The following is a 25,997-nucleotide window of genomic DNA, read 5'->3' as shown; positions in this document are numbered from 1 at the left end:
GTCGTTATGCTTGTACCATCTGAAACACTGAAGTCGCTAGCGAAGACCAGAAACTGCTAAACAAGGCGTGTACGGCATGGATGCCGGACAGGAGCCTACAAGGAAGTATTTACGGCGCCCTTGTGTGCAGTTTGTGGTCGAAGCTTTCAACTCGATCCTTGACGCTACTCTTCGAGTTTAGACACATCCCTTACCGCACCTTTATCCGCACTACTGGCTAATAACGCATACGCCTTTAATGCAGAACTTACCACCCGCTGCCGGTTCTCCGGCTTCCAGGCTTTGGCTCCTTTCGCTTGCATCGCGGCACGACGCACAGCCAGCTCTTCATCGCTTACTGCCACCGCAATTTTGCGGTTAGGTATATCAATCTCAATCCGATCGCCCTCAGCAATTAAGGCGATGGTGCCACCACTGGCCGCTTCAGGGGAAACGTGACCAATAGACAGGCCCGAAGTCCCGCCCGAAAAACGGCCATCGGTGATCAAGGCACAGGCTTTACCTAAACCCATCGATTTTAAGTAACTGGTGGGATACAACATTTCCTGCATACCCGGGCCGCCTTTCGGGCCTTCGTAGCGGATAATTACTGCATCACCTGCCACCACTTTACCGCCTAAAATCGCCGCTACCGCATCATCCTGGCTTTCAAACACCCGGGCGCGACCGGTGAATACCAGGTTTTCTTTTTCTACCCCGGCGGTTTTTACAATACAGCCATTGGGCGCTAAGTTACCAAACAACACCGCCAAACCACCGTCTTGCGAGTAGGCATTGGCTTTATCACGAATACAGCCCTCAGCGCGATCATCATCCAATGACGGATAACGGCAATTCTGTGAAAACGCCTGGGTAGTTCGGATACCGGCTGGGCCGGCCATATAAAACTGCCGCACATTTTCATCGGTCGTGGTTTTGATATCCCATTTTGCCAGCACTTCCGCTAAGGAATTACCCGACACATGCGGGGTATTGGCATTAAGTAAACCGGCGCGGTTTAGCTCAGCCAGAATGGCAATAACGCCACCGGCGCGATGCACATCTTCCATATGGTATTTTTGGGTAGAAGGCGCCACCTTACTTAAATGCGGCACAATGCGCGATAAGCGATCGATATCGGCCATGGTGAAATCGACTTCGGCTTCAATGGCTGCGGCTAACAAGTGCAGCACCGTATTGGTAGAGCCGCCCATGGCGATATCCAGCATCATGGCGTTTTCAAAGGCGGTTTTATTACCAATATTGCGCGGCAAGGCACTGGCATCATCGTTTTTATACCAGCGATTGCACAGCTCCATAATACGGTAGCCAGCTTGCACAAATAGCTCCTTACGATCGGCATGGGTCGCCAATAAAGAGCCGTTGCCTGGTTGCCCCAGGCCCAGGGCTTCTACTAGACAGTTCATGGAGTTGGCGGTAAACATGCCCGAGCAGCTACCACAGGTTGGGCAAGCACTTTTTTCAATTTGCTCACTGTCGCTATCACTGACTTTAGGATCGGCCGCCGACACCATCGCATCGACTAAGTCGAGCTTAATGATTTGATCCGATAATTTAGTTTTACCGGCTTCCATCGGGCCGCCAGAGACAAAAATAACCGGGATATTTAAGCGCATCGCGGCCATTAACATGCCGGGGGTGATTTTGTCGCAATTCGAGATACACACCATGGCATCGGCACAGTGTGCGTTGATCATATATTCAACCGAATCGGCAATCAGCTCGCGCGATGGCAGGCTATACAACATACCACCATGGCCCATCGCAATGCCGTCATCCACCGCTATGGTATTAAATTCTTTGGCAATACCGCCGGCTTCAACAATACTGGCAGCTACCAACTTACCCAGATCACGTAAATGCACATGGCCTGGCACAAATTCCACAAAAGAGTTTACTACAGCCACTATCGGCTTACCGAAGTCGGTGTCTTTTACGCCAGTGGCACGCCATAAGGCTCTGGCGCCTGCCATATTGCGGCCTTCGGTAACGGTTGCGGATCTTAACTTTGGCATGAAATCTGTCCTGTTTAATCTAATTTAAAATAAGTCTAGGCGCGCAGTACGGCCACATCAGCAGAAGCCAAGGCTAATTGCTGTACATCATAAAGTTTAGCTAATTGATTCGTTAGCAGCGTAATAGGCTTGTCGCTTTTTACTTTTAGCGTGATCTGCATACCGGCTCTGTCGGTTAACGGCGTTAACTCTAAACCGGCTAACTGATAACCGCGATAGCGGGTTACCTGTAATAAACGTTCAACTACGCTGGCTTCGTTGCTGGTGGTGATGGTTAGGGTATGCTGCATTAGTTAGTCTCCGTCAACATATCTTCATTCGCGGCACCTGGCGGTACTAATGGCCAGACGTTGTCTTTTTCATCAATTCTTACATGCAGTAAATAAGGGCCAGGCCAGGTAAACATGGCATCCAGCGCACTTTCTACTTCATCTTTACGGGTAATGGTGTGGCCCGGAATGGCAAAAGCAGCTGCCAGCGCCACAAAATCCGGGTTATCTGATAAATCGGTTTCACTATAGCGCTCATTAAAAAACAGCTGCTGCCATTGCTTTACCATGCCTAAGCGCTGGTTATCGACTATCACGATTTTAACCGGTAAGCGAAACCGCTTAATGGTACCCAGCTCCTGCACGTTCATCATAAAGGAGCCATCGCCACTCACCGCAATAACAGTATCTTGTGGCCGGGCTAACTTGGCACCAATGGCTGCGGGCAAACCAAAGCCCATAGTACCTAAGCCACCACTGGATAAGTGATTTCTAGGGCTATTAAAGCGCATATGCTGCGCTACCCACATTTGGTGCTGGCCCACATCACAACACACCACGCTGTTATCGGGCATACGATCGCTTAACTGTTTTAACATTAACGGGGCGTAGATGCGCTCGCCCGGATGATCATAGCGCCAGCCATATTGCTGCTTTAACTGCAGACAATGCGCTAACCAGTCCTCACACTGAGTTGGTGCGCTAATAGCTGGCAATATTTGCTTCATATCACCGATAAAGGCGCAGTCAGCAAAGCGCACTTTGTTGATTTCAGCCGGGTCGATATCTACATGAATAACTTTGGCATCAGGGGCAAACTTGGCTAAGTTGCCGGTCACTCTGTCATCAAAACGGGCACCTAAACAGATCAGCAAATCACACTGCTGCACCGCTAAATTAGCCGCTTGGGTGCCATGCATCCCTAACATACCTAAATAATGCGGGTTGGCCCGGGCTACCGAGCCCATGCCTTTTAACGTCGTTACGGAGGGCATAGCGCTCTCGGCTAAGAATGTCTGTAACTGCGCCAGCGCATCGGCCATCTGCACGCCACCACCGATATAAGCAATAGGTTTTTTGGCATCAGCAATTAACTGTCGGGCTTTAGCGGCATTAGCCAATGAGGTGGCAATACGGGGAGCGGGATACTCAGGCCACTCGGGCTCTACCGCAGGTGCCAGTTGAATGTCCTTGGGGATATCTACCAACACTGGACCTGGCCGGCCGCTTTGCGCCAAGCGAAAGGCCTCTTGCAAGGTGGCCGCCAGATCATTTACGTTGCGCACCATAAAGCTGTGCTTGGTCACACTTAAGCTTAAACCCAATACATCGACTTCCTGAAAAGCATCACTGCCCATGACCGCTTGTGACACCTGACCGGTAATCGCTACCAATGGCACAGAATCTAATAAGGCATCTGCCAGTGAGGTAATAAGGTTAGTGGCACCGGGGCCAGAAGTGGCTAAGCATACGCCCACTTTGCCAGAGGCACGGGCATAACCGATAGCCGAAAAGGCTCCACCCTGCTCATGCCGGCACAGATAGTGTTTTACCGTGCTGTGATAGATAGCATCGTAGATTGGCATAATAGCGCCGCCCGGGTAACCAAAGATGGTGTCTACCCCTTGCTGCTGTAATACCTTTAATACCAATTCTGCGCCGTTCATTTGTAACCTCTTGCCTTTATTAGGTTTTTGCTATTTTTTTTGTTCTCGCTTTAAGGTTTTTGTGGGTCTTAAAACGAGAAAACCCCCGGTCCTTGCGGAGCGGGGGTTTTGCTGGAAGTCGACTTAATGCGCTTTATCGTTCCAATACACCGCCCCCGCGGAGATTAATAATCACCACGACTACGAGGACAATAATGTTTAGAACTGACGCTAAACGCATGTTATTTACTCACTAACTCTAACGGTTAATTGGAGATGATTTGATTATTCAAACCAAGATGCATCTATTAATAGACGTCTATCAGTCTGGAGTCAACCGCTTTTTGCAGAAAAAGTGCTTTTAGGCGAAAATAATTAAAATTTGTACAAGTTGGCAGAAAAAACTACAGTAAAGAGAGTAGTAAAACGCTTAACAGCGGCCTAACGCAACAGGTACAACCTGTGATGGACCAACTAGAACTATTTGACATTGCCAACCCCTGCATTGGGGTGTGCCAAAGCAATAACCGTGGCTATTGCCTTGGCTGCTTGCGCTCGCGCGATGAGCGCTTTAACTGGCATCTAAAACCTGCCAGCGAACGGGCGCATATCTTACGCTTACTGGCACAGCGCAGGGCACGTTTAAAACAAAAACAGCAAAAAGAAGAATCTGCGGTAGATACCCCTTCCTCCTTAGAGCTATTTTAACGTTTAATCAAACTAATCAGAAACAACAGCACTACTGCCCCTACCGTCGCCATTATTAGCGAACCAATAAAACCAAAGGCCTGCAAGCCGAGGGCACTAAATAAAAAGCCGCCCAGGACCGAACCAACAATACCCACGATTATATTGCCTAACAGACCAAAACCGCGGCCTTTCATAATATTGCCAGCCAACCAACCGGCTAAAGCGCCCAGAATTAAAAAAACAATAAAACTCATAAATTTCCTTATTAAAATTCAAATGCTACTAGATAAGATTAGCCGCTGTTCTCGCTATACACAAGCGGCTACTTTCTTGCACAAAAATCGTATTTTTCGATGACAACACTACCAATAGTAACTAACGGCCAAACGCCCTTCTGTGCTTCGTTGTCTTTCTACAGCAACTCTTAGATCCCAACGCTGACTATTACCAAAACGCTGCTGCAACCGATACCAAACAAAATTCTCAGCAGCCGAACCTAGGTACGCCCGATAACCAAACTCCAGTTGGATACGCCATACAGTATCTAATTCGAATACAGTACCTAAACGGCTATCCGTAGATAAAACACCGCTATATTGTTGGTTCTGGTGTAACCGTCCATCTTGCATAACATAAAACATGGCATTGTTTACTTGCCACGCTTTCCCTATGCCACCGGTAAATTGCACAGTTTGACAGCGCCAACACGCCAAATTCTCGGCGGCATAACCAAAATTAACTTTCCAGGCTAACCCGCCATCTTCAGGTAAACCTGTCTGTGACAAATTCATATTCTCAATGTTGAGTAGTTCAAATCGATATAGCTGCAGGCTGTTGTTTTGCTGACGAAGGTGTAAATCAAACATCGACAATGCTGAAAACATCGCCTTATCCCGATTAGCGGTTAACAGATCATAGTATGTTGCCCTAAACCGAACTTCCAAAGCAGGCTTTTGCTCGGTTTCGATCCATGAAACTTGTAATAATGATGGATAAGTACTGAGGTGCGGAGCTGCATCATTAAATGCCAGGCGTGTTTGTGGACCGGGTGGTAACCGCAAGCGCGCCCTTAACAGCTGATTTTTTTGCTGAGTACGCTGCACAGAATCATCAGAAATGTTTAGAAACTCCAAATAATCAAACAGAATTTCTAATACCTGACTCTGCTCTGAAGTATTAAGGCTTTGAAACTCTTCTAAATCTAAGATGTAATTATTAACAATGATTGCAGCAACAGCCTGTTGCATCTTATCCGTTGCTTGCTGGTACCCTGCCACCAAGCGTTTTTGCCGGGAAGGATGCTGAATAATTTCAGCCACTAATGGTCTGCCATGATGTTTAATTTCCGCTAATCGATGAAAAACGCTGATAGGCATCGCATAGGGCTGGCGCTTGCTAATCAACCGTTGCTGAATCACTAACTCCAATAATTCAGCCATGCGATAAGCGCAATTTTCTTTTAAAAAATAATAAATATAGTCGCGACCAATTAACTCCCAGGCGTGAAAGAGCAGTTGTTGCATTTCGGCAGGAGTGAGAGCCAGCTTATATTCCCAAAGATCACGCAGTTCATTCTCACCGTAGGTTTGGGTGTTACGATAAAAATCACCATATGAAAACACCGCGTTGTAGCCACCGGCCAAACCCTTCACAATGTAGATTAGCGGGTTTTGATTATCAGGCACGGCTGCGCCGAAATTGATATTTTGCTGTTGTAACAAGGCACGCTTTTCAGCTGAACTATTGAACTTTAACAGTATGTGACCATAAAAGGATGCCGGGTTTCCCAAGTAACCACTGGCAAAAATTGCACTAACTGATTCAATCTGTTGGTGATCACTCCAGCGATTAAATAAGTCACATTGCACTTTAGGTAGCAAAATTGATAATTGCGGGAGCTGTTGCTGCAACCAGTGTGACCGAGCAATAAAGCGACATTGTGCATGCTCGTTTTCATCTGCTGCAACTGGTGCTAGTAATGCCGCTAGTGTAGCGGTTAACTCAGCTCGTGAGTCATCGGAACCAGATAAGAAAAAACCGGGGTCAATAATTTCACTATTCGACTTAACACTTGGCTTATGTAACAACGCTAGCCAATATGGATCGACAGCTAAGCGTTCAATATCAGCTTGCCACCTGAACAAATTATTACTCGCGGACCAGACTGGTGAAGCCAAAATACTTAGCAAGGCTATACAAAATAGCTTCATACAAAACTCAGACGTTAAAAAGTAAAAAAACCCGCAGAGCTGCGGGTTTTCTCAAAATTAAAAATATATTAGATAATCTGACACTGAGCAGCAAATTTGCTGGTGATAGTGCTATCTAGCTGTGAATAGTAGGCTTCTGCCTTGCTGGATTTATCAGCAACTGATACATCTAAATCAGCACGAACGTCCTGAATAATGGCAGAGTGCGCTGCAACTTCGCAACCCATTAAATTCAACATAGCAGTTAAATGCTGGCCTTCACCAATCACAGTTTCTTCTTCAATGTTGGTGATAGTGCTGTTAATAAACTCAGCAGCAGCTACCTTAAGGCCATTACAAGAATCTTGCGAACTTACGTTTGAAGACACCGCTGTTGTACCTAAGTCCCAAATTACGTTTGAAATAGCGGCGGCTGTGCCGTTATCATCAAAAATCATTGCGCCGATACCACATTGCTTCCATGGGTTTACTTTTTGCTGTGCCTGAACTGCAGGTGCAGTAACCATTGATAAAGTTAATGCTGATACAGCTAATAACGCTAATTTCATTTTTATCTCCATTTTGTGTATGCGTAGTTCCCGCGCAGAAAAACTAATGCAGAGGCAGTGCTCTCGTCAATAGCCATTTGCCTTAATAGTGAAATATATTTTGCGTTTGTTAGCTTTACCTAGCTATTTAACATTTTTAGCTCGACTGACGTTAACATCCGATACTCGCCTTCTGCCAAATCATCCGGCAATTGCAGCCCACCGATCCGCTCGCGGTGCAACTGCTCAACTTTATTTCCGATGGCCGCAAACATGCGCTTTACCTGATGATAACGCCCCTCGTGAATCGTCAGTAGCGCTTCATTTTCCGCAACCAAGGTTAATTCCGCAGGTTTAGTGGGGTCTTTTTCGCCGCGCAGCATAATGCCCTCGGCAAACTGACGGATAGCTTCAGTTGGAATAGGATCTGCCGTCCAAACCCGGTAGGTTTTCGGCACATGGTGCTTGGGTGAGGTTAAGCGATGTGACCATTGACCATCGTCGGTCAGTAATAACAATCCCGTAGTATCTAAATCCAGCCGGCCAACCGTGTGCAAGCGTTCTATCAGCGGTTCATCTAAAAGCGTGAATACGGTCTGATGATCGGGGTCATCATTGGCACATAAAAAGCCAGCAGGTTTATGTAACATAAAATAGCGTAAACCCACTAACTGCAGTTCATTGCCATCCATGACTACGGTATCAGTATCTGAAACTTGCCGTGCCGCTTGTTTTATCTGTTCACCATTAATAGTGACTAAACCCTGCCGCACACTTTTACCCGCTTGCGACCGAGTTAAACCGGTGCAATCACATATAAATTTATCTAAACGCATAAGTCACCTGTTGTTAGGAGGGCGTGTTAACGTTTACTGATTGCGTTCTCAGAAAACATCAACACGCCCTGCACTTAGTGTAACTAACTTTTGCGGTTTAGTCCTTAATTGCCGAAACGATAAAGTACGGATTTAGTAAATCCTCCCGTTGATAAACGGCTGCCGCTAATCCTTCAAAGCGCACAGTCGCACCGGCTTCAGTGGCAACAATATGGCCTGCGCCGGTGTCCCACTGCATAGTAGGACCAAAGCGCGGATAAATATCGGCAGCACCTTCGGCTACCAGGCAAAACTTTAGCGAGCTACCTACGGGCACCATTTCATGTTGTGCAAAGCGCGTTAAATAACTGGCTAAATCGGGGCTGGGATGGCTACGACTGCCAACAACTCTTACAACCTCTGGCGTTGGACTCACCTGAATAGGCTTTACTTCTGCGGCGGTTTTTAAAAAAGCGCCCTGCCCTTTTTCTGCATAGTAAGTTTTGCCCAGCACCGGCGCATGCACTACACCAAGGATCGGCTCGCCTTGCTCAATCAAGGCAATATTGACGGTAAACTCACCATTACGCTTAATAAATTCTTTGGTGCCATCTAACGGATCGACCAACCAATAACGCTGCCACTGCTGGCGAATCGCCCAGCTAATATCGGCCGCTTCTTCCGATAAAATGGGTGTCTCTGGGGTCAGTGCAGTTAAGGCTTTTACAATTAATTGATGGGCGGCTAAATCTGCCGCAGTCAGCGGCGAGGCATCGGCTTTATCGGTAATATTAAAGTTACTGCTGTCTTGTTGATAAACTTCTAAAATAGCCTGACCGGCTTGTTCGGCAATTTCAATAATACTGTTTAAAAATGGCATGGCGTTTTCCAATATTTATTATTTCGCAGACAAAAACACTAAGCTAGGTAGAGAGTTGCACTATGCAATAACACCTTTATTGACTAATAACGCTAGCAACTGCTCAACACTTTGCTCCAGCGTGCTCTCGGCAGTATTTAGCACCAGATCCGGTGCCAGCGGCGCTTCGTAAGGATCGGAAATGCCGGTAAACTGGCGAATTTCGCCTGCGCGGGCTTTTTTGTATAAGCCTTTAACATCGCGTTGCTCACAGACCTCTAAAGGTGTAGCGATATGAATTTCTAAAAATTTGCCTGGCGGAACCAGGCTTTTAACCAGTTCACGCTGGTTGCGATAAGGCGAGATAAAAGCGCTTAACACTAAAAGCCCGGCATCGACCATCAGACCTGCGACTGCACCAACCCGCCGTAAGTTTTCGTTGCGGTCGGCCTCGCTAAAGCCTAAGTCGGCACATAAACTATGGCGTACATTATCGCCATCCAGTAAATAGGTATGAATGCCTTTAGCCACTAAGGCTTGTTCCAAGGCATTGGCTACCGTGGATTTACCCGAGCCACTTAGGCCGGTAAACCATAACACCGTACTCTGATGGCCTTTGATTGCGGCACGTTTTGCTGCGTCAATTTGATATTCTTGCCATTTTATATGGCTATTATCGGGCAGTTGGCTCATTGTTCTTACCTAATTATTTTTCGCTAGCTTAGCGGCTAAACTATTTACAGTACAGGTCACAGTAAAGGCACTTAGGCCAAATTGGTTAATGGCTGGGCAAACACAGCGGCTTTGGGGCGTTGTCCAAACCAATGCAATTTTGACTGTAAACTCACTACCTCGCCAATCACTAATAACGCTGGCGATACCACTTGCTGTTGCTCTACCAGCAAGGCGAGTTCGGCCAAAGTACCGGTAACCACCCGTTGCTCACGCCGGGTGCCGTTCTCAATAATGGCTAACGGCGTCTCGGCGGCACGCCCCGCGGCCAATAATTGCTGCTGAATATCGGCGGCTTTAATAATGCCCATATAGATGACCAACGTTTGATTGGGCCTGCTCATACTATGCCAATCCGGTTCATCACCGGCTTTACGACAATGCCCCGTCACAAACTGCACACTTTGCGCATGATCACGATGCGTTAACGGAATACCGGCATAGGCAGCACAGCCTGCCGCTGCCGTAATACCTGGTACCACCTGAAACGGGATGTTCTCTGGTATCAGTGCTTCAATTTCTTCACCGCCACGGCCAAAAATAAAAGGGTCGCCGCCTTTTAAGCGACACACCTTTTTCCCTGCCTTGGCCAGTTGCACCAATAGCATATTGGTATCTTGCTGCGGCATGGAATGTGCTCCGGCTTTTTTCCCCACGCAAATGCGCTCGGCATCACGGCGTACCAGCTCCATAATTTGTGGCGACACCAGGTAATCATAAACTACCACATCAGCCTGCTGCATAAGCTGTAGGGCTTTTAAGGTTAATAGCTCTGGATCACCTGGCCCAGCACCGACAATCCACACCTCACCTTCACGGGCTGGCTGGGTTTCTAATAAATCAGCGAGGCGCTGCTCGGCAGCATCGGGGCGATTCGCTTCTAACTCCCGCACTACCTCTGAATCAAATACCCGCTCCCAAAATTGCCGCCGCGCCGCAAAGCCTTGAAACTTGGCTTTTACTTTGTCGCGAAAGCGGCCAACCAGCTCTGCCAATGGCCCTAAATGTTGCGGTAATAAGGTTTCTAGTTTCTCCCGTAACCGACGCGCCAGCACTGGCGCCGTGCCGAAACTGGAAATGGCAATCAGAATAGGGCTACGATCGATAATCGACGGGAAGATAAAACCACACTTGGGCTGATCATCTACCGTATTTACCAGCATATTGCGGGCAGTAGCTGCCTCATACACTGCCGCATTAACGGCGTCGTTATCGGTCGCCGCAATCACTAATAATTTACCGTCGAGTAACTGCGGTTCAAAGTAGCCAGCTAGTAATTCGGCTTTACCGTCAGCTTGCCAGGCTAAAAACTCAGGCGCAAAATCGGGAGACACCACGCTAAGCTTAGCGCCAGCACTGAGTAATGTGCCTGCTTTACGCAGCGCGACACTACCGCCACCCACAATCAGCACGGGTTTATCGGTGAGCTTAACGAATAAAGGTAAATACTGCACAGCCAGCGGCTCCAAAGCAAAATACAACGAATATGCTAATAGCTTAACCAGCTTGCTGCTAAAGCGGAAATAGTAATTCGCGCTCAGTTATAACCAAAGGCTATCAAAAAAATGTGTTACCCGTGTGAAGAGCATAAAAAAGGCGGCAACCAGAGGTGCCGCCAAAGGGGATGAGAGAGAGTATCCCACGCTATGAAACTGTTACATTAGTTACGGATCAGGTAATCAAAAGCCCCTAAAGACGCATTGGCACCGGCACCCATGGCAATAATAATTTGCTTAAAGGGTGCGGTAGTTGCATCACCAGCAGCAAACACACCTGGTAGTGAGGTTTGGCCACGCTCGTCGATAATAATCTCGCCGCGAGGTGATAATTCCACCGCACCACGCAACCACTCAGTATTGGGTACTAAACCAATCTGCACGAAGATACCCGCAAGTTCAACGTGTTTGGCTTCGCCAGTCTTACGATCGGTATAGTTAATACCATTGACCTTAGTGCCATCACCCGTTACTTCAGTGGTCTGAGCTTCGGTGATAATGGTAATATTGCCCATTGAATTGGCTTTTTTCACCAGTACTGCATCGGCACGCAGCTCGGCAGCGAACTCCAATACTGTTACATGTTCAACAATACCAGCCAGGTCAATCGCTGCTTCAATACCTGAGTTACCGCCACCAATTACCGCCACTTTTTTGCCTTTAAACAACGGGCCGTCACAGTGCGGACAATAGGCCACTCCTTTACCACGATATTCCTGCTCGCCAGGTACGTTCATTTCGCGCCAGCGGGCACCCGGGCTTAAAATAAGCGTTTTGCTTTTTAACACAGCGCCATTGGCCAGCTCTAATTCAATCTTATCTTTTTTGCTTAATTTAACCGCGCGCTGGTTATTCATAATATCAACGTCGTATTCACGAACGTGCGCTTCTAAGCCAGCGACCAGTTTTGGACCTTCGGTATATTTTACCGAGATAAAGTTTTCAATACCGACGGTATCAGCAACCTGACCACCAAAGCGCTCAGCCACGATACCGGTGTTTAAACCTTTACGGGCTGCATAAATGGATGCCGCGGCACCGGCTGGGCCACCACCGACGACTAACACATCAAAGTCAGCTTTGTTTTTCAGCGCTTCGGCTTGACGTTTTTCAGCGTTTACATCAATTTTTTGGATGATTTTCTCTAAGGTGATGGCACCTTGTGAGAATAGCTCGCCATTTAAATAAACCGACGGCACCGCCATAATGTTTTTCGCGGCCACTTCGTCCTGGAACATGGCGCCATCGATCATTACGTTAGTAATGTTCGGATTAATCGCCGACATAATATTCAGCGCTTGTACCACTTCCGGACAAGTCTGGCAGCTTAATGACACATAGGTCTCAAACTTAAAGCTGCCGCTGATGTTTTTGATCTGTTCAATAAGATCCGCTTCTACCTTAATCGGGTGACCGCCTGAATGCAGTAGGGCCAGAACTAAAGAGGTAAACTCGTGGCCTAGCGGTACACCGGCAAAAGTGATGTGGGTATTGTTCGCAACCGAGCGCACTAGCATGGCAGGCGCACGTTCTGCAGCACTGTCATCACGACGCAAAGTCACTAAATTTGATAGCTCGGCAATGTCAGTTGCCAATTGATTCACTTCGGCTGCTTTGGTGCTCTCGTCTAAAGATACTACCAGCTCAACCTCGGTTTTCAGGTTCTGCAGATAAGTTTTTAATTGTTGCTTCAGGTTAGTATCTAACATAACTCTTTCTTCCTCAAAAATTCGGGTTTTCGCATAGCAGCAAAGCAGGGGGGATCAGGCCGGCATTGGCGCCGGCCAGAAACCAAACTTACGTTTGGCAGTGTGAAGCTGGGTTACAGCTTCACGGAGAGACTGTAACTAGCTAATTACACTGCAGTTGCCTGCATGTTTTCGCAAAATTAGATTTTACCAACTAAGTCTAAAGACGGTGCTAAAGTCGCTTCACCTGGAGTCCATTTAGCTGGGCATACTTCGCCATCGTGGTTCGCAACATACTGTGCGGCTTGCACTTTACGGAACAGCTCAGCAGCTGAACGGCCGATACCTAAGTCGTGGATTTCACATACTTTGATAACGCCTTCTGGGTTGATGACGAAAGTACCACGCAGAGCTAAACCTTCTTCTTCAATCATTACACCGAAGTTGCGCGTGATAGCGCCAGTTGGATCAGCAATCATGGGGTAGTTGATTTTCTTGATGGTCTCAGACGCATCGTGCCATGCTTTGTGGGTGAAGTGCGTGTCTGTTGATACTGAGTAAACTTCTACACCAATTTCCTGAAACTTAGCATAAAAATCAGCCAGATCGCCCAGCTCAGTAGGACATACGAATGTGAAATCCGCTGGGTAGAACACAACAACAGACCATTTGCCTAGTAAGTCCTGATCCGTTACTGGAACGAATTTACCCTGATGGTATGCAGTAGCTTTGAACGGCTTGATTTTGGTATTGATAATAGAAGACATTGTCTTGCTCCTTTGGGTTAATAAAACATGTTGTGTTTCAACTGAGGCCAGTTTAACTAAGCCTGAATTACTTTTAAAACGAATAAAACAAATCATCTTAATCGCTTTAATTGATAATAGATATTGCTAGCTTATACGTTCTGCTGCCGAAAAAGACCATACTCGGCGGTAAAAGTTCGCCATAACCAGATGTCATGGAAATTAGGGCGCCGCATCAGTATTTCAATGATTTGTGACAATATTTCAGGAATGAATTTATTACTAGTGGTTAAGAAAGCGGTTAGAAAGCTGCTGAAACTCACCGTTACTGCGCAGCTCATCCAGTGCGGCTTGCAAGCGCACTCTGGTTTCAGGAGGTACAGCCAAGTTTAGTGCCAAATAGTTGTTCCCCACCTGAGAAAGATCAATGACCGGTTCAACCGCATCGGCACTATGTTGATGCTGCCCTAACCACACCGGCAAAATAAGCTCTGAGGCAATTAACAAATCAACTTTACCATGTAAGAATGGCAATACTGCATCTGACTTACTATTAAATCTCAATAAGTTAACATCAACCTCAAAACCCTGACTTTGCAAGTAAAGCTCGTACACATCACCGCGAGCCACAGCCACAATAAATTTTTTGGCTTCTTTTAAAGAGCGTGGAGCCTGCTCAGAGCGTGACTTTAACCAATACATTTGGGCATTAGAATGCGCTAATGGCCCAACCCATTGAAAGATATTCTCACGTAACGGATTTCTAGAGGTAGAAAACAAACCAGAATTACTGTCTTTTTGAGCTGCTTCATAAGCTCTGAGCCAGGGTAATAACTGAAACTCACAAGTTATTTTTGCCAGTTCACAGCTACGCCGCACGATCTCGGTATTCAATCCGGTGACTTGCTTGTTTTGCTCAAAACTATAAGGGGGAAAATGCTCAGTGTACAGAGTAAGCGTATCAGCCTTACTCTGCATAGAAACCCAGCATAAACTCATTACAAGCAGCCACTTCATCAATTCAGTCTATAATCAGTTGGTATTATATCAACTTACTATGGCTGATTTTTATACAGAGTGGTAGCTTTAGCCAAAAATTTTGTTAATTAATAACAGAAACAATCAAAATCAAATACCATCACCGTCAATATGTAAGCCACATTCACGGCCAAAGCCATTAAAACGGGTATCTTCTTCGCTCATGCCCGGTTCAAATTTGGCCGTAGAGTGAGTATCGCCGACCGACAGATAGCCTTGCTCCCACAATGGATGGTATGGCAGCTGATGTTCTTTTAAGTAGTAAAATATATCCTTACTGCTCCAATCGATAATCGGCTGCACTTTCACCACTCCGCGACTAATTTCGACAATGTCTTTATCGGCACGGGTACTGCTTTGACTTCGGCGCAAGCCAGTAAACCAAGTGCCAGCCTTAAGCTCACGTAGTGCGCGTTGCATTGGCTCAACTTTGTTTAACTGATTATATTGCTTAATTCCCTCAGCTGTTAACCATAGCTTACCGTAACGGGCTTCCTGCCACTGCGCTGAGATGGCCGCACGGTAAATTTGCAAATTCAAGCCTAATTGTTCGGTCAACTGGTCAATAAATTGGTACGTCTCCGGAAATAAATAACCGGTATCGGTTAGCACTACCGGCAGATCCGGTTGCTGCTGGGTTACCAGATGCAACATCACCGCAGCCTGGATGCCAAAGCTGGAGCTTAGTATCGGATTAACCGGTAAATGCGCCAACGCCCAGCGCACCCGCTCAGCAGCACTAAGCGGAGTTAATTGATGATTGATCTCCGCTAACCATTGCTGCTGCGTGGCCTTATCCTGTTGCAAAATAGTCTGATAATCTTCGGCTACAGCATTCATGTGCATTCTCCCCACCCTTTAGGCATGAAAATCAGTTTTCGAGATTTTCACTTCAGCGACAATGCCAACCCGCACCACAAAGTCACCAAAGCACTCGCCAGTGTCACGTTCTTTAGCCCAACGGCCAATTAACGCGTCTAACTGGCTGAGGATCTCGGCTTCAGCAACGTTGTCCAAAAATAGTTTAGGAATACGGGTGCCAACTTTGTTACCGCCTAAATACACATTATATTTGCCTGGTGCCCGCCCAACTAAGCCCACCTCCGCTAACATGGCGCGACCACAACCATTCGGGCAGCCCGTTACCCGCAGCACGATATGATCGTCTTCAACGCCGTTTTTGCTTAGCAAGGCTTCCACTTTCGTCACCAGCTCGGGCAGATAACGCTCTGCTTCGGCCATGGCCAGTGGACAGGTTGGAAAAGACACACAAGCCATGGAGTTTTTACGCTGTTCGCTATGCGTGTCATCCAATAAACCGTATTGACGCGCTAACTGTTCTATTTGCGCCTTTTGTGCCGTGGGTACACCAGCCACAATCAGGTTTTGATTCGCAGTCATCCGCAAATCGCCCTGATGAATTTTGGCAATTTCGGCTAAACCGGTTTTGAGTGGCTTGCCTGGGAAATCTAATACCCGGCCATTTTCAATAAATAGGGTTAAGTGATGCTTACCATCAATACCCTCTACCCAACCAAAACGATCGCCACGGGTAGTAAACTGGTAAGGCCGTACGGGTTCAAATGCCACGCCTACGCGTTTTTCTACTTCGCTACGGAAATTATCTACGCCAATCCTATCGATGGTGTATTTGGTTTTGGCATTTTTGCGGTTTACCCGGTCACCATAATCACGCTGCACCGTCACGACATGCTCAGCCACTTTTAACACGTGTTCCAAGCTGATAAAGCCCAGCTCTTCGGCACGGCGCGGGTAAGTAGAGGTATCGCCAAAGGTCATCGCCAAGCCGCCGCCCACCAACACGTTAAAGCCAATAAGCTGGCCGTTTTCGGCAATGGCGACAAAGTTTAGATCGTTGGCATGGACATCGACATCATTGTGCGGCGGGATCACTACCGTGGTTTTAAACTTACGCGGTAAATAATGCTCACCCAGCACTGGCTCAGTTTCAGTGGTTTCGACCTTTTCTTCATCCAGCCAGATCTCGGCATAAGCGCGGGTTTTTGGCAGTAAATGCTCACTGATTTTAATCGCCCATTGATAAGCTTCTTGATGCAGCGCACTTTCGACTGGGTTAGAGGTACACAACACATTACGGTTAACATCACCGGCGGTAGCGATAGAGTCGATACCAATCTGGTGTAAAAACTGGTGCATGGGTTTAATATTCGGCTTTAACACGCCATGAAATTGAAAGGTTTGCCGTGTCGTTAAACGGATACTGCCGTACATGGTTTGCTCACCGGCAAATTTATCAATGGCCAGCCATTGCTGCGGTGTAATAATACCGCCCGGCATCCGGGCACGTAGCATCACATTATGCAGCGGCTCTAATTTTTGCGCCGCGCGTTCTGCCCGGATATCGCGATCGTCTTGCTGATACATACCATGAAAGCGGATCAACATAAAGTTATCGCCGGTGAAGCCACCCGTGATTTCATCTTTCAGATCAGTAGTAATAGTACCGCGTAAATGCTCACTTTCCGCTTTTAAGCGCTCGTTGTCCGACAGTTTGCCCTGCGCGACAAAATCAGGATTAATTGGATACTGGCTCATTAATACACATCCTTCTGATAGCGCTTGGCTATACGTAACTGATCTAAATACTGCTGGGCAGCTTTTTCATCTTTGCCACCTTGCTGCTGAATAATGGTTAATAATGCCTGATGCACATCTTTAGCCATCCGGGCGCCATCACCGCAAATATACAGGTGCGCACCTTGCTCCAGCCATTGCCAAACTTCCGCAGCGTGTTTTAGCAGCTTATGCTGTACATACACTTTCTCGGCGGTATCACGGCTAAAGGCCACATCCAGCTTAGTCAGCAGACCTTGTTTTAAGTAATTTTGTAGCTCTACCTGATACAGGAAATCCTGGGTAAAGTGCGGGTTACCAAAGAACAGCCAGTTCTTACCGCTGGCGCCACGGGCATCGCGCTCTTGTAAAAAGGCACGAAACGGCGCTATACCGGTCCCTGGGCCAATCATAATCACTGGCGTTTCATCATTTTCAGGTAAGCGGAAGTTATTATTACTTTCCACAAACACCTTAATACTGCCACCTTCGGCTAAGCGCTCGGCTAAAAAGCCCGAGGCACCACCCAAATGCGGCTGACCAAAGGCGTCATAACGCACTACGCCTACGGTTAAATGCACTTCCTCCTCGACCTCAGCTTGCGATGAGGCAATAGAATACAGCCGAGGCTGTTGCTTACGCAGCGCCTCAATCAATTGCTGAGCATTTATTAATGCCGGATGCTCTCGCACGATATCAATTATTTGCCGGTCGGCCAGATACGCGCGTAAGGCCACTTTATCTGCCACTAAGGATAGCAATACTGCGTTTTGGCTTGCCTTGGCATATTTATCAATAAAGGCAGGATAAGACTGGGTCAACTCCAGTTCATCGGTTAATGCTTGGCTCACCGTTAACCGCTGGCCATTAAGCTCTACCGGAGTATCAGCCGCAATCCCGGTTAACAGTAACAGCTCGCGTACTAATGCTGGATCATTACTAAAATACACACCCAGTGCATCACCCGGCTGATAGCTTAAACCTGAATCCGCTAGCGAAATTTCGATATGCCGTACATCTTTAGTGGAATCTCGACCAGTGATTTTTTGGTTGGTATAAAGCTCCGCACTAAATGGCTGCTGTTTGCTATAGGTGCTCACCGCAGCGGCAGTTTGGGTAGCGCCTGGCCAGCTAATCACTTCCGCTGAAGCCGCAGGCGTTTTAGCAAACTCGGGCTCTAGGGTAGTAATCAGGTTTTGCTGCCAAGTTGCTGCTGCGGCGGCATAATCGACATCCAAATCGGCACGCGCAATCACGGCTTTTGCACCTAATTCGGCTAAACGCTGATCAAAATCTTGCGCCGTTTTGCAGAAAAACTCGTAGCTGGTATCGCCTAAGCCCAACACGGCATAGCGTAATTCTGGTAATTGTGGTGCTTTTTTACTAAACAAATAGTTATAAAAGCTAATAGCATTTTCTGGCGGCTCACCTTCACCATAAGTAGAGGTAACAATCACCAAATAGCGTTCATTTTTCAGATTAGCCGCTTTGTATTCTGCTAAATCCTGCACTTTAACGGCAAAGCCTTTGGCACTGGCGGCATCACCGATATCTTGCGCCACGTGCTTGGCATTGCCCGTTTGCGAGCCAAATAATATGGTAAAGGTGGCAGCAGGCGCGGCTACTGCAGTGGGTGCAGCCGCAACGCTTTGCCCAGCTAACTGGGCGCTGGCAGCAAGATAACCACTAACCCAGGCTTGCTGAATAGGATTAAGCTGACTGACTAACCCCTGCAATTGCGAGATTTGTTGCTCGGACAACGGACTCGCTTGCGCAATAAGTGAAGATAAAAGCATAAAATACCCTGCGATAATATATTGCGTCCATTTTAGCCATCCATATGGGTGTAGGTAAAAGAATGGATCTCTCTTCTTTATTCCAATAAGTAATTAAAAACCTCTTTATGTCCCTAATTAATCCCATCCAAGACCAATACCCAAGTCATAGCATGATGCGGCTACCAGGTAAGTAGTCTTTATAAATGCCAAACTGGTTTTAAAAAATTGACTAAAAAATAGCAATATTTGCTAAAAATCAAGCTCGACAGCTGCACAGCAAAATAATTAATCATTAAAAATCAAAATCTTAACTTTGGCATCACCTTTGCTTTAATTAGACGACTGAAACAGCAGTAATGACTATGTAAAGGACCATAAAATGAAAACATTATTTATTGCCTCCAGCTTACTTATTGCCAGCCAAGCGAACGCCAATTCTAGCTGTAACTTTAAGCTAGAACATGATTTGCTTATCAACAATCAGGTTGTCGCATTACAAAGCAACCAACAAGATTTATGGCGCATCGACAATAACGGCCAGCTTTGGTTAGCAGGTGAAAAACAAACTACCGATGCCGATACCAAAAAACTACTACGACAATATCAAGCAGGCGTGCGCCAACAAGCCACCTCTACTGTGGAGATTGTCGGCCAGGCTATGGTATTGGCAACCGATGCGCTTTCACAGGTTGTCTCCGAACTAACAGGTAAGCCCTTAACAGACTACCCGGCGATGCAACAGGTTTTCGCCAGAATTCAAGACACTACCGATAGCATTATTATACGAAATGATAAGACGCTGGAGTTAAAAGGTAGCCAGTTATCAAAATTAGATCAGGCGTTTGACGATGAGTTCAGTAGCGCAATTGAAAACTTAGTGCAGGACAGTATGGGCAATATTATGCTGCAAATGGGTAAAGCTATGATGAGTGGTCAAGGAAACTTTGAGCAGCGTATGGAAGCCTTCGGCCAGAAAATGGAACATTTTGGCAACGAACTTGAGCAAAGCCTGCAAGCCAAAGCTGAACGGTTAGAGCAAGATAGCGAAGCACTCTGTGCAGAGATGCAAAACCTGAATGCTATAGAGAGCAGCATACAACAACGGATACCGGCTATGGCTAAGTTTGACCTCTTTGCCGACAGTACTTTGGTAAATAACTAGCGGGCTCCTTAGCACCATAATGCAACGCCACACTACCCTGTAACTCCCAACCACAACCTTGGCGTACTGATTAATTTGACAGTACGCCCTTTTTACCTTTCTTATATTCTTGACAATACTTTGCTATCTTTGCACGGTTAACTCTAAAAAAGTGAGGTAGATATGAGCTTACAGCGGATTGATACAACCAGCCGTTATTCAGAAGCCGTCATTGTTAATGGCTTGATTTTCTGCGCCGGCATGGTGCCTGACACTGATGCCAACGACATTACAAGCCAAACTGAGAATGTATTAAAACAAGTCGATGCAGTACTGGAGCGTTGCTTTAGCGACAGGGGAAAACTGGTAGACGCCACCATCTTTTTAGCAGATTTGGCTGATTATGCCGCTATGAATCAGGTGTGGGATGCCTGGCTGCCGGTAGGTAAAGCACCAGCTCGGACAACTGTTGCGGCGAAGCTGGCCGATCCCCACTGGAAGATAGAAATTAAAATTGTTGCTGCGCAATGAGTTAGTCACTTCTGTATAAAACGGGTTATCATAAAGCGAGACGTTGAAAGGAAGTTGTTATGTTATTAAAGAAAAAACGCTTTGTAATACCCGCTTTATTGCTTATTTTAATCGCGCTTGCATACAGCATGCTAAAACCATTCTGGCTAGCTCAGCTCACTGAGCTGGAAGCTGAGCGTATCCGTTTAATCACACCAAATAGCGTGGCGCCAGCAACCTTAAACCGCATTAACAGTGAACAGATGATGGCAGATTTACGCTGGCTGGCTGATGCTGAACGCCAGGGCCGTGCACCAGGTACGCCCGGCGGTATTGCAGCCAGAGAATGGATAGCCGAACAATTTGCCGCTATTGGCCTGGAACCAGCGGGCACAGCAGGCTTTTTACATCCTTACAGCGTCACTGAGCATTTTTCATTAGGCCGCTGGCTTAGAGGCAAAAATGCCACTATTCCAGGCGTCGAAAATGCCGCTAATGTACTGGGCTTATTACCTGGTACAACACCAGACTTGAAACCCTTGGTAATTACCGCACACTATGATCACTTAGGCATGCATGGCGATAGCATTTTCTATGGTGCCGATGATAATGCCTCTGGTGTAGCCGCTATGTTAGAACTGGCGCGGTATCTCAAAGCGAAGCCTCTACAGCATCCGGTGCTATTTATCGCTTTGGATAGTGAAGAAAAAGGTTTGCAAGGTGCTGTTGCGCTATTTCGCACCGGTTTATTACAACCAGAACAACTTAGCTTTAATATTAATATTGATATGTTAAGCCGTGATACCCATCAGCTGTTGTTCGCTGTTGGCACTTACCATCACCCCTGGTTACTTCCCCTAATCGATCAGCTACAGCCCCAAAGCGCGGTAAAGCTTATCCCCGCTCACGATCGTCCTTGGTATTTAGCCGGCAATACTCAGGATTGGACACTGAGTTCAGACCATGGCGTATTTCATCAGCAAGGCGTACCTTTTATTTACTTCGGAGTAGCTGATCATGCCGACTACCATACGCCGAACGATACCGCCGATAAAGTCGACGTTGAGTTTTATCACCAAGTAGTTGAAACGGTTTTAAGTTTTTTACAGATATTAGACCAACAGCTAACAGCGAACTAAACTATACTTGCTTACACTTTTTGTAAATTAATGGTTAGCAAAGCTGTTGTTTAACGCTAAACTACTTTCAAAGAATGATGTTTACGGAGGTGATTTTGAGCACAGCAATGATTTGGATCATTATTGGTGTGGTACTTATCCTTACTGAACTGCTGGCCACCAGTATAGTGGCCGTCTTTCTGGGAGTAGGTGCCATTGTGGTCGGTATCCTATTACATTTCGGACTTATTGAGTCCGCCAGTGCCCAGTACACTATCTTTGGCCTGGTCAGCTTACTGCTGCTATTTACTGCCCGTGGGCGTTTTAAACGTTGGTTCGTTGGCTATACTGCAGACACGAATGAACAGCCCAGTACACTAAGTCAGGATATTGGCGATCGCGTTACGGTCTTGGTCGACTTTCAACAAGGTCAGGGCCGTGTGCTTTTGAATGGTGTGCAATGGGATGCGCATTCTACCGATGAGTTAAAAGCGGGCGAACTCGCCTGGGTTACTGCTAATCAGGGTATCCACTTACAGGTTGCCCGGGAAAAGCATCCACAATAACCAACAACAGAGGGACTAAAGATGGAACAATTGGATATTCAAACCGTATTAACGCTCGGCTTCGCCTTAGCCGTCGTAATCATTATTTTTAAATCTGCCCGTGTGGTGCCACAACGAAGTAACTATGTTGTTGAGCGTTTAGGTAAATATTCACGGACCCTGGATTCTGGCTTTCATATTCTTATCCCCTTTGTCGACAAAGTGGCTTATATCCATACTTTAAAAGAAGAGGTCATTGATGTACAACGCCAAACCTGCGTTACCAAAGACAACATTCAGGTCGGTATCGACGGTATTTTGTATATTCAGGTGATTGATCCACACAAAGCCAGTTATGGCATTAACAATTATCGCTATGCGGCTGCCCAGCTTGCGCAAACCACCATGCGCTCGGTAATAGGGCAAACAGATTTAGACAAAACCTTTGAAGAACGCGCCAAAATTAATGAAGAAGTGGTGAAAGCGTTAGATGAAGCCGCGGCTCCCTGGGGCGTCAAGGTTCTGCGCTATGAAATAGCCGATATTGAGTTACCACTGAGTATAAAAGATGCACTAGAGCAGCAAATGCGTGCCGAGCGTGAACGTCGTGCTGCCATTGCTAAATCAGAAGGTGAACGCCAGGCCATGATTAACGTTTCTGAAGGTCAAAAACAGGAAGTGATTAACCTGTCAGAAGGTGACAAGATGCGGCAAATTAACGAAGCCGAAGGTCGCGCCCGCGAAATCGAGCTGATTGCCATTGCCACCGCAGAAGGTATCCGGCAAATTGCCGAAGCCATTAATCATCCGGGCGGACAGGAAGCCGTGAGTCTTCGCGTTGCCGAACAATATGTTAAAGAGTTTGGTAACCTGGCGAAAACCAACAATACCATGATAGTCCCAGCCGAACTGGCCAATATCGGGGGGGCCGTAGCAGGACTCACCGAGATCTTAAAAGTCGCTCAGCCGAGGAAATAGCCCCTGTTTTCTACGTGTTTGTTAACTAACGCCAGCATCTTGCTGGCGTTAGTTATCGAAAAAACCACGGTCAACCCGATCTAAGATTAACCGAACTTATTTTTGATCAGACGAAGGCAACTCTGCTGTATCAAATTGCTGAATCTTCTCGCTCGCAGTGTTCTTTTCTGCCAACAGCACAGCCAATTGCTGTTCCATCTGCTCCACTTTTTCGCGAGTCCGCAACAATACCTGGCGCTGCACATCAAACTCCTCACGGCTGACAAAGTCTAAATCAGCAAGTTTGGCCTGCAATACCTGTTTTACTTTGGCTTCCACGTCATCGGCAAATTGTCTTACCTGTGGCGGAATGGCGTTACCAATTTGCTTGGCAATCTCTTCAATTTTTTTCGGATCGATCATCTTACTCTCCTTTATCGCATGAAGGCTATGCGGGCTTTAACTCAATCTTTACCGCTATTCTACCGCCAAAACCACAATCGCGAATGCTATTTAGCGCTAAATTTCGTTACAATACCAGCAACCCAGCGGCGAAAACTCTCAGTAATCGTCAATACGCCCAAAAGGTACGTTAATGAAGTTAAATCCACAGCAAGATGCGGCAGTAAAGTTTATCTCAGGGCCCTGTTTGGTGCTGGCAGGTGCCGGTAGCGGCAAAACCCGGGTGATTATCAATAAAATTGCTTATCTTATTCAGCAATGTGAAATGCCAGCACGGCATATTGCTGCGGTTACCTTCACCAATAAAGCCGCCCGGGAAATGCGCGAACGTATTAACGCTCAGCTACCTAAAACAGCTACCCGTGGCCTGACAATCTCGACCTTCCATACGCTGGGGCTAGATATTTTAAAAAAGGAATACCGTCAGCTGGGTTATAAAGCTAATTTTAGCTTGTTTGATGATCAAGATAGCTTCGGCTTGTTAAAGCAACTGACGGAAAATGACTATAACGGCGATAAAGATCTGCTTAAAGCGCTGCAAAGTAAAATCTCTAGTTGGAAAAATGATTTGACGCTACCTGCTCTAGCACTGCAGCAAGCCCAGGATGCCGATAGCATTAGCTTGGCGAATTACTACCAGCAATACAGTAATATGCTAAAAGCCTGCAACGCCTTTGATTTTGACGATTTAATTATGTTACCAACCTTACTGTTTCAACATCACAGCGAGACACGTGAGCGCTGGCAACAAAAAGTCCGTTATCTGCTGGTTGATGAATATCAGGATACCAATACCAGCCAATACGAGCTGGTAAAATGGCTGGTAGGGGAACGCCGCCGCTTTACCGTGGTGGGAGATGATGATCAATCTATCTATTCCTGGCGCGGCGCCCGACCGCAGAATCTGGTGTTGTTGAAAAAAGACTTCCCAGAACTTAACGTGATAAAGCTGGAGCAGAACTATCGCTCGGCCGAGCGGATCCTCAAAGCCGCTAATATTTTAATCGCCAATAACCCACACGAGTTTGAAAAAAAGCTTTTTAGTGTCAATGGCTATGGCGTACCCCTTAAAGTTTTGCCCTGTAAACATGAAGAGGACGAAGCCGAAAAAGTTGTTGCCGAAATTATCTCGCATCGTTTTACCAATCGCAGCCATTACCGCGACTATGCCATTTTGTACCGCGGCAATCATCAATCCCGGGTATTTGAAAAATCACTGATGACCAACCGAATTCCTTATCGGATCTCAGGCGGTACCTCGTTTTTCTCCCGCAGTGAAATCAAAGATATCATGGCCTATTTACGCTTATTGGTAAATCAGGATGATGACAATGCCCTACTACGTATTATCAATGTGCCACGGCGTGAGATTGGCCATGCCACCCTGGAAAAAGTCGGTAACCTGGCCAATCAGTTGCATATCAGCCTATTTGCTGCCTGCTGCCATCCAGAGCTGGCTAAGCATTTGCCAGCCCGAGGCTTACAAGCGGTACAGCAATTTGCACAGTGGATTGCACAACTGGCCGATAACGCACAGCGGGCTGAACCGGCAGAGGCTATTCGCGATTTAATCCGGCAAAGCCATTACGAAGCCTGGTTATTTGAAACCAGTCCCAGCCCCAAAGCCGCCGAAATGGCACTGAAAAACGTCAATGAATTATATCGCTGGATCACGGAAATGCTGGAAGGTAAAGATGACGAGCCAGCGCTGCCATTAACAGAGGTGGTCAGTAAGTTATGCTTGCGGGATATGTTAGAACGGCAAGAGCAGGAAGATAACGCCGATCAGGTGCAGCTACTGACCTTGCATGCCTCTAAAGGTCTGGAGTTTCCCTTTGTGTTTATGGTGGGCATGGAAGAAGGGATCTTGCCGCATCAAAGCAGCATTGATGAAGATAATGTTGAAGAGGAACGGCGCCTAGCTTACGTGGGCATTACCCGGGCACAACGCGAACTCATCTTTACCTATGCCAGAGAAAGACGCCAGTATGGTGAAACGATTCGGCCCGAACCGAGCCGCTTTCTGACTGAATTACCGCAGGATGATTTAGAGTGGCAAAAGCCGAATCAGCCAAAAACCGAAGAGCAGCGCCAACAAACGGGCCTGGCTAATATTGCCCGTTTGCGGCAAATGTTGAATAAAAACTAAAGGCAGCAGAG

The 25,997-nt window shown here is 46.8% G+C and carries 24 protein-coding genes; 7 read left to right on the top strand and 17 right to left on the bottom strand.

From position 1 onward, the window contains the following. Positions 1–164 precede the first annotated feature (164 nt). From ilvD to ilvG, 3 genes are read right to left on the bottom strand one after another with little or no spacing between them, the layout of a single operon-like run. On the bottom strand, positions 165–2,015 hold the full coding sequence (gene ilvD / locus IE163_RS01220) for a dihydroxy-acid dehydratase (protein ID WP_189429303.1): 1,851 nt from the start codon (positions 2,013–2,015) through the stop codon (positions 165–167). Between the two features lie 35 nt (positions 2,016–2,050). Beyond that, positions 2,051–2,305: an acetolactate synthase 2 small subunit gene (gene ilvM, locus IE163_RS01215; RefSeq protein ID WP_189429302.1), complete on the bottom strand. Its 255-nt coding sequence runs from the start codon at positions 2,303–2,305 to the stop codon at positions 2,051–2,053. Beyond that, a complete protein-coding gene (ilvG, locus tag IE163_RS01210) occupies positions 2,305–3,951 on the bottom strand; it encodes an acetolactate synthase 2 catalytic subunit (RefSeq protein WP_189429301.1) in 1,647 nt (548 codons plus the stop codon). The genes ilvM and ilvG overlap by 1 nt, the downstream gene beginning before the upstream one ends. A gap of 444 nt (positions 3,952–4,395) precedes the next feature. Between ilvG and IE163_RS01205 the strand changes: the two genes are divergently transcribed. After that, entirely contained in the window at positions 4,396–4,638 is a 243-nt protein-coding gene (locus IE163_RS01205) for a DUF1289 domain-containing protein (protein ID WP_189430443.1), read from the top strand. On the opposite strand, the gene IE163_RS01200 is transcribed toward IE163_RS01205, so the two are convergent. The 13 genes from IE163_RS01200 to IE163_RS01140 form a co-directional block, all read right to left on the bottom strand. Beyond that, positions 4,635–4,874 (bottom strand): GlsB/YeaQ/YmgE family stress response membrane protein, encoded by a 240-nt coding sequence (locus IE163_RS01200; RefSeq protein ID WP_189429300.1) that lies wholly within the window; start codon positions 4,872–4,874, stop codon positions 4,635–4,637. The two genes, IE163_RS01205 and IE163_RS01200, sit on opposite strands and share 4 nt — an antisense overlap. A 108-nt stretch (positions 4,875–4,982) precedes the next feature. Continuing rightward, a complete protein-coding gene (locus IE163_RS01195) occupies positions 4,983–6,830 on the bottom strand; it encodes an Lnb N-terminal periplasmic domain-containing protein (RefSeq protein WP_189429299.1) in 1,848 nt (615 codons plus the stop codon). A 68-nt stretch (positions 6,831–6,898) separates the two neighbouring features. After that, entirely contained in the window at positions 6,899–7,378 is a 480-nt protein-coding gene (locus IE163_RS01190) for a DUF3015 family protein (RefSeq protein ID WP_189429298.1), read from the bottom strand. A gap of 119 nt (positions 7,379–7,497) precedes the next feature. Further along, the gene (gene rsuA, locus IE163_RS01185) at positions 7,498–8,193 is read right to left on the bottom strand and encodes a 16S rRNA pseudouridine(516) synthase RsuA (protein ID WP_189429297.1); all 696 of its coding nucleotides are present in this window, start codon (positions 8,191–8,193) and stop codon (positions 7,498–7,500) included. Positions 8,194–8,290: 97 nt separating this feature from the next. Continuing rightward, the gene (gene cysQ, locus IE163_RS01180; protein ID WP_189429296.1) at positions 8,291–9,052 is read right to left on the bottom strand and encodes a 3'(2'),5'-bisphosphate nucleotidase CysQ; all 762 of its coding nucleotides are present in this window, start codon (positions 9,050–9,052) and stop codon (positions 8,291–8,293) included. A gap of 60 nt (positions 9,053–9,112) precedes the next feature. After that, positions 9,113–9,724, bottom strand: coding sequence for an adenylyl-sulfate kinase (cysC, locus tag IE163_RS01175; protein WP_189429295.1), 612 nt, complete (start codon positions 9,722–9,724; stop codon positions 9,113–9,115). Between the two features lie 71 nt (positions 9,725–9,795). Next, entirely contained in the window at positions 9,796–11,217 is a 1,422-nt protein-coding gene (cysG, locus tag IE163_RS01170; RefSeq protein WP_189429294.1) for a siroheme synthase CysG, read from the bottom strand. A gap of 206 nt (positions 11,218–11,423) precedes the next feature. Further along, positions 11,424–12,968, bottom strand: coding sequence for an alkyl hydroperoxide reductase subunit F (ahpF, locus tag IE163_RS01165; protein ID WP_189429293.1), 1,545 nt, complete (start codon positions 12,966–12,968; stop codon positions 11,424–11,426). A gap of 179 nt (positions 12,969–13,147) precedes the next feature. After that, entirely contained in the window at positions 13,148–13,714 is a 567-nt protein-coding gene (gene ahpC, locus IE163_RS01160; RefSeq protein WP_189429292.1) for an alkyl hydroperoxide reductase subunit C, read from the bottom strand. A gap of 261 nt (positions 13,715–13,975) precedes the next feature. After that, positions 13,976–14,710 carry a substrate-binding periplasmic protein gene (locus tag IE163_RS01155; protein WP_229833388.1) on the bottom strand — a complete coding sequence of 245 codons (735 nt, stop codon included), beginning with the start codon at positions 14,708–14,710 and terminating at the stop codon, positions 13,976–13,978. Positions 14,711–14,821: 111 nt separating this feature from the next. Next, positions 14,822–15,571, bottom strand: coding sequence for a phosphoadenylyl-sulfate reductase (locus IE163_RS01150; protein ID WP_189429291.1), 750 nt, complete (start codon positions 15,569–15,571; stop codon positions 14,822–14,824). A gap of 18 nt (positions 15,572–15,589) precedes the next feature. Next, positions 15,590–17,308, bottom strand: a complete 1,719-nt coding sequence (gene cysI / locus IE163_RS01145; protein ID WP_189429290.1) for an assimilatory sulfite reductase (NADPH) hemoprotein subunit — start codon at positions 17,306–17,308, stop codon at positions 15,590–15,592. Beyond that, positions 17,308–19,122, bottom strand: coding sequence for an assimilatory sulfite reductase (NADPH) flavoprotein subunit (locus tag IE163_RS01140; protein WP_189429289.1), 1,815 nt, complete (start codon positions 19,120–19,122; stop codon positions 17,308–17,310). The genes cysI and IE163_RS01140 overlap by 1 nt, the downstream gene beginning before the upstream one ends. Before the next feature lie 361 nt (positions 19,123–19,483). Between IE163_RS01140 and IE163_RS01135 the strand changes: the two genes are divergently transcribed. The 5 genes from IE163_RS01135 to IE163_RS01115 all read left to right on the top strand — a co-directional run bounded on the left by IE163_RS01135 (position 19,484) and on the right by IE163_RS01115 (position 23,396). Beyond that, positions 19,484–20,266 (top strand): DUF2884 family protein, encoded by a 783-nt coding sequence (locus IE163_RS01135; protein ID WP_189429288.1) that lies wholly within the window; start codon positions 19,484–19,486, stop codon positions 20,264–20,266. A gap of 162 nt (positions 20,267–20,428) precedes the next feature. Next, positions 20,429–20,776: a RidA family protein gene (locus tag IE163_RS01130; RefSeq protein WP_189429287.1), complete on the top strand. Its 348-nt coding sequence runs from the start codon at positions 20,429–20,431 to the stop codon at positions 20,774–20,776. A gap of 59 nt (positions 20,777–20,835) precedes the next feature. Continuing rightward, entirely contained in the window at positions 20,836–21,894 is a 1,059-nt protein-coding gene (locus IE163_RS01125) for a M20/M25/M40 family metallo-hydrolase (RefSeq protein ID WP_189429286.1), read from the top strand. A gap of 95 nt (positions 21,895–21,989) precedes the next feature. After that, positions 21,990–22,439 (top strand): NfeD family protein, encoded by a 450-nt coding sequence (locus IE163_RS01120; protein WP_189429285.1) that lies wholly within the window; start codon positions 21,990–21,992, stop codon positions 22,437–22,439. Positions 22,440–22,460: 21 nt separating this feature from the next. Beyond that, positions 22,461–23,396: an SPFH domain-containing protein gene (locus IE163_RS01115; protein ID WP_189429284.1), complete on the top strand. Its 936-nt coding sequence runs from the start codon at positions 22,461–22,463 to the stop codon at positions 23,394–23,396. Positions 23,397–23,492: 96 nt separating this feature from the next. Here the strand turns inward: IE163_RS01115 and ubiK are convergent, their stop codons facing one another. After that, complete coding sequence (gene ubiK / locus IE163_RS01110; RefSeq protein ID WP_189429283.1) at positions 23,493–23,798, bottom strand: ubiquinone biosynthesis accessory factor UbiK; 306 nt, start codon at positions 23,796–23,798, stop codon at positions 23,493–23,495. Between the two features lie 172 nt (positions 23,799–23,970). Here ubiK and rep point away from each other — a divergent pair, with 172 nt between their 5' ends. Continuing rightward, positions 23,971–25,986, top strand: coding sequence for a DNA helicase Rep (gene rep / locus IE163_RS01105; protein ID WP_189429282.1), 2,016 nt, complete (start codon positions 23,971–23,973; stop codon positions 25,984–25,986). The last annotated feature ends 11 nt before the right edge of the window (positions 25,987–25,997 follow it).

It is taken from the genome of Alishewanella longhuensis, from assembly GCF_014653435.1.
Lineage (GTDB): Bacteria > Pseudomonadota > Gammaproteobacteria > Enterobacterales > Alteromonadaceae > Alishewanella > Alishewanella longhuensis.
The sequence above is the reverse complement of the archived record's forward strand: the minus strand, read 5'-3'. Positions and strand labels throughout refer to the sequence as shown.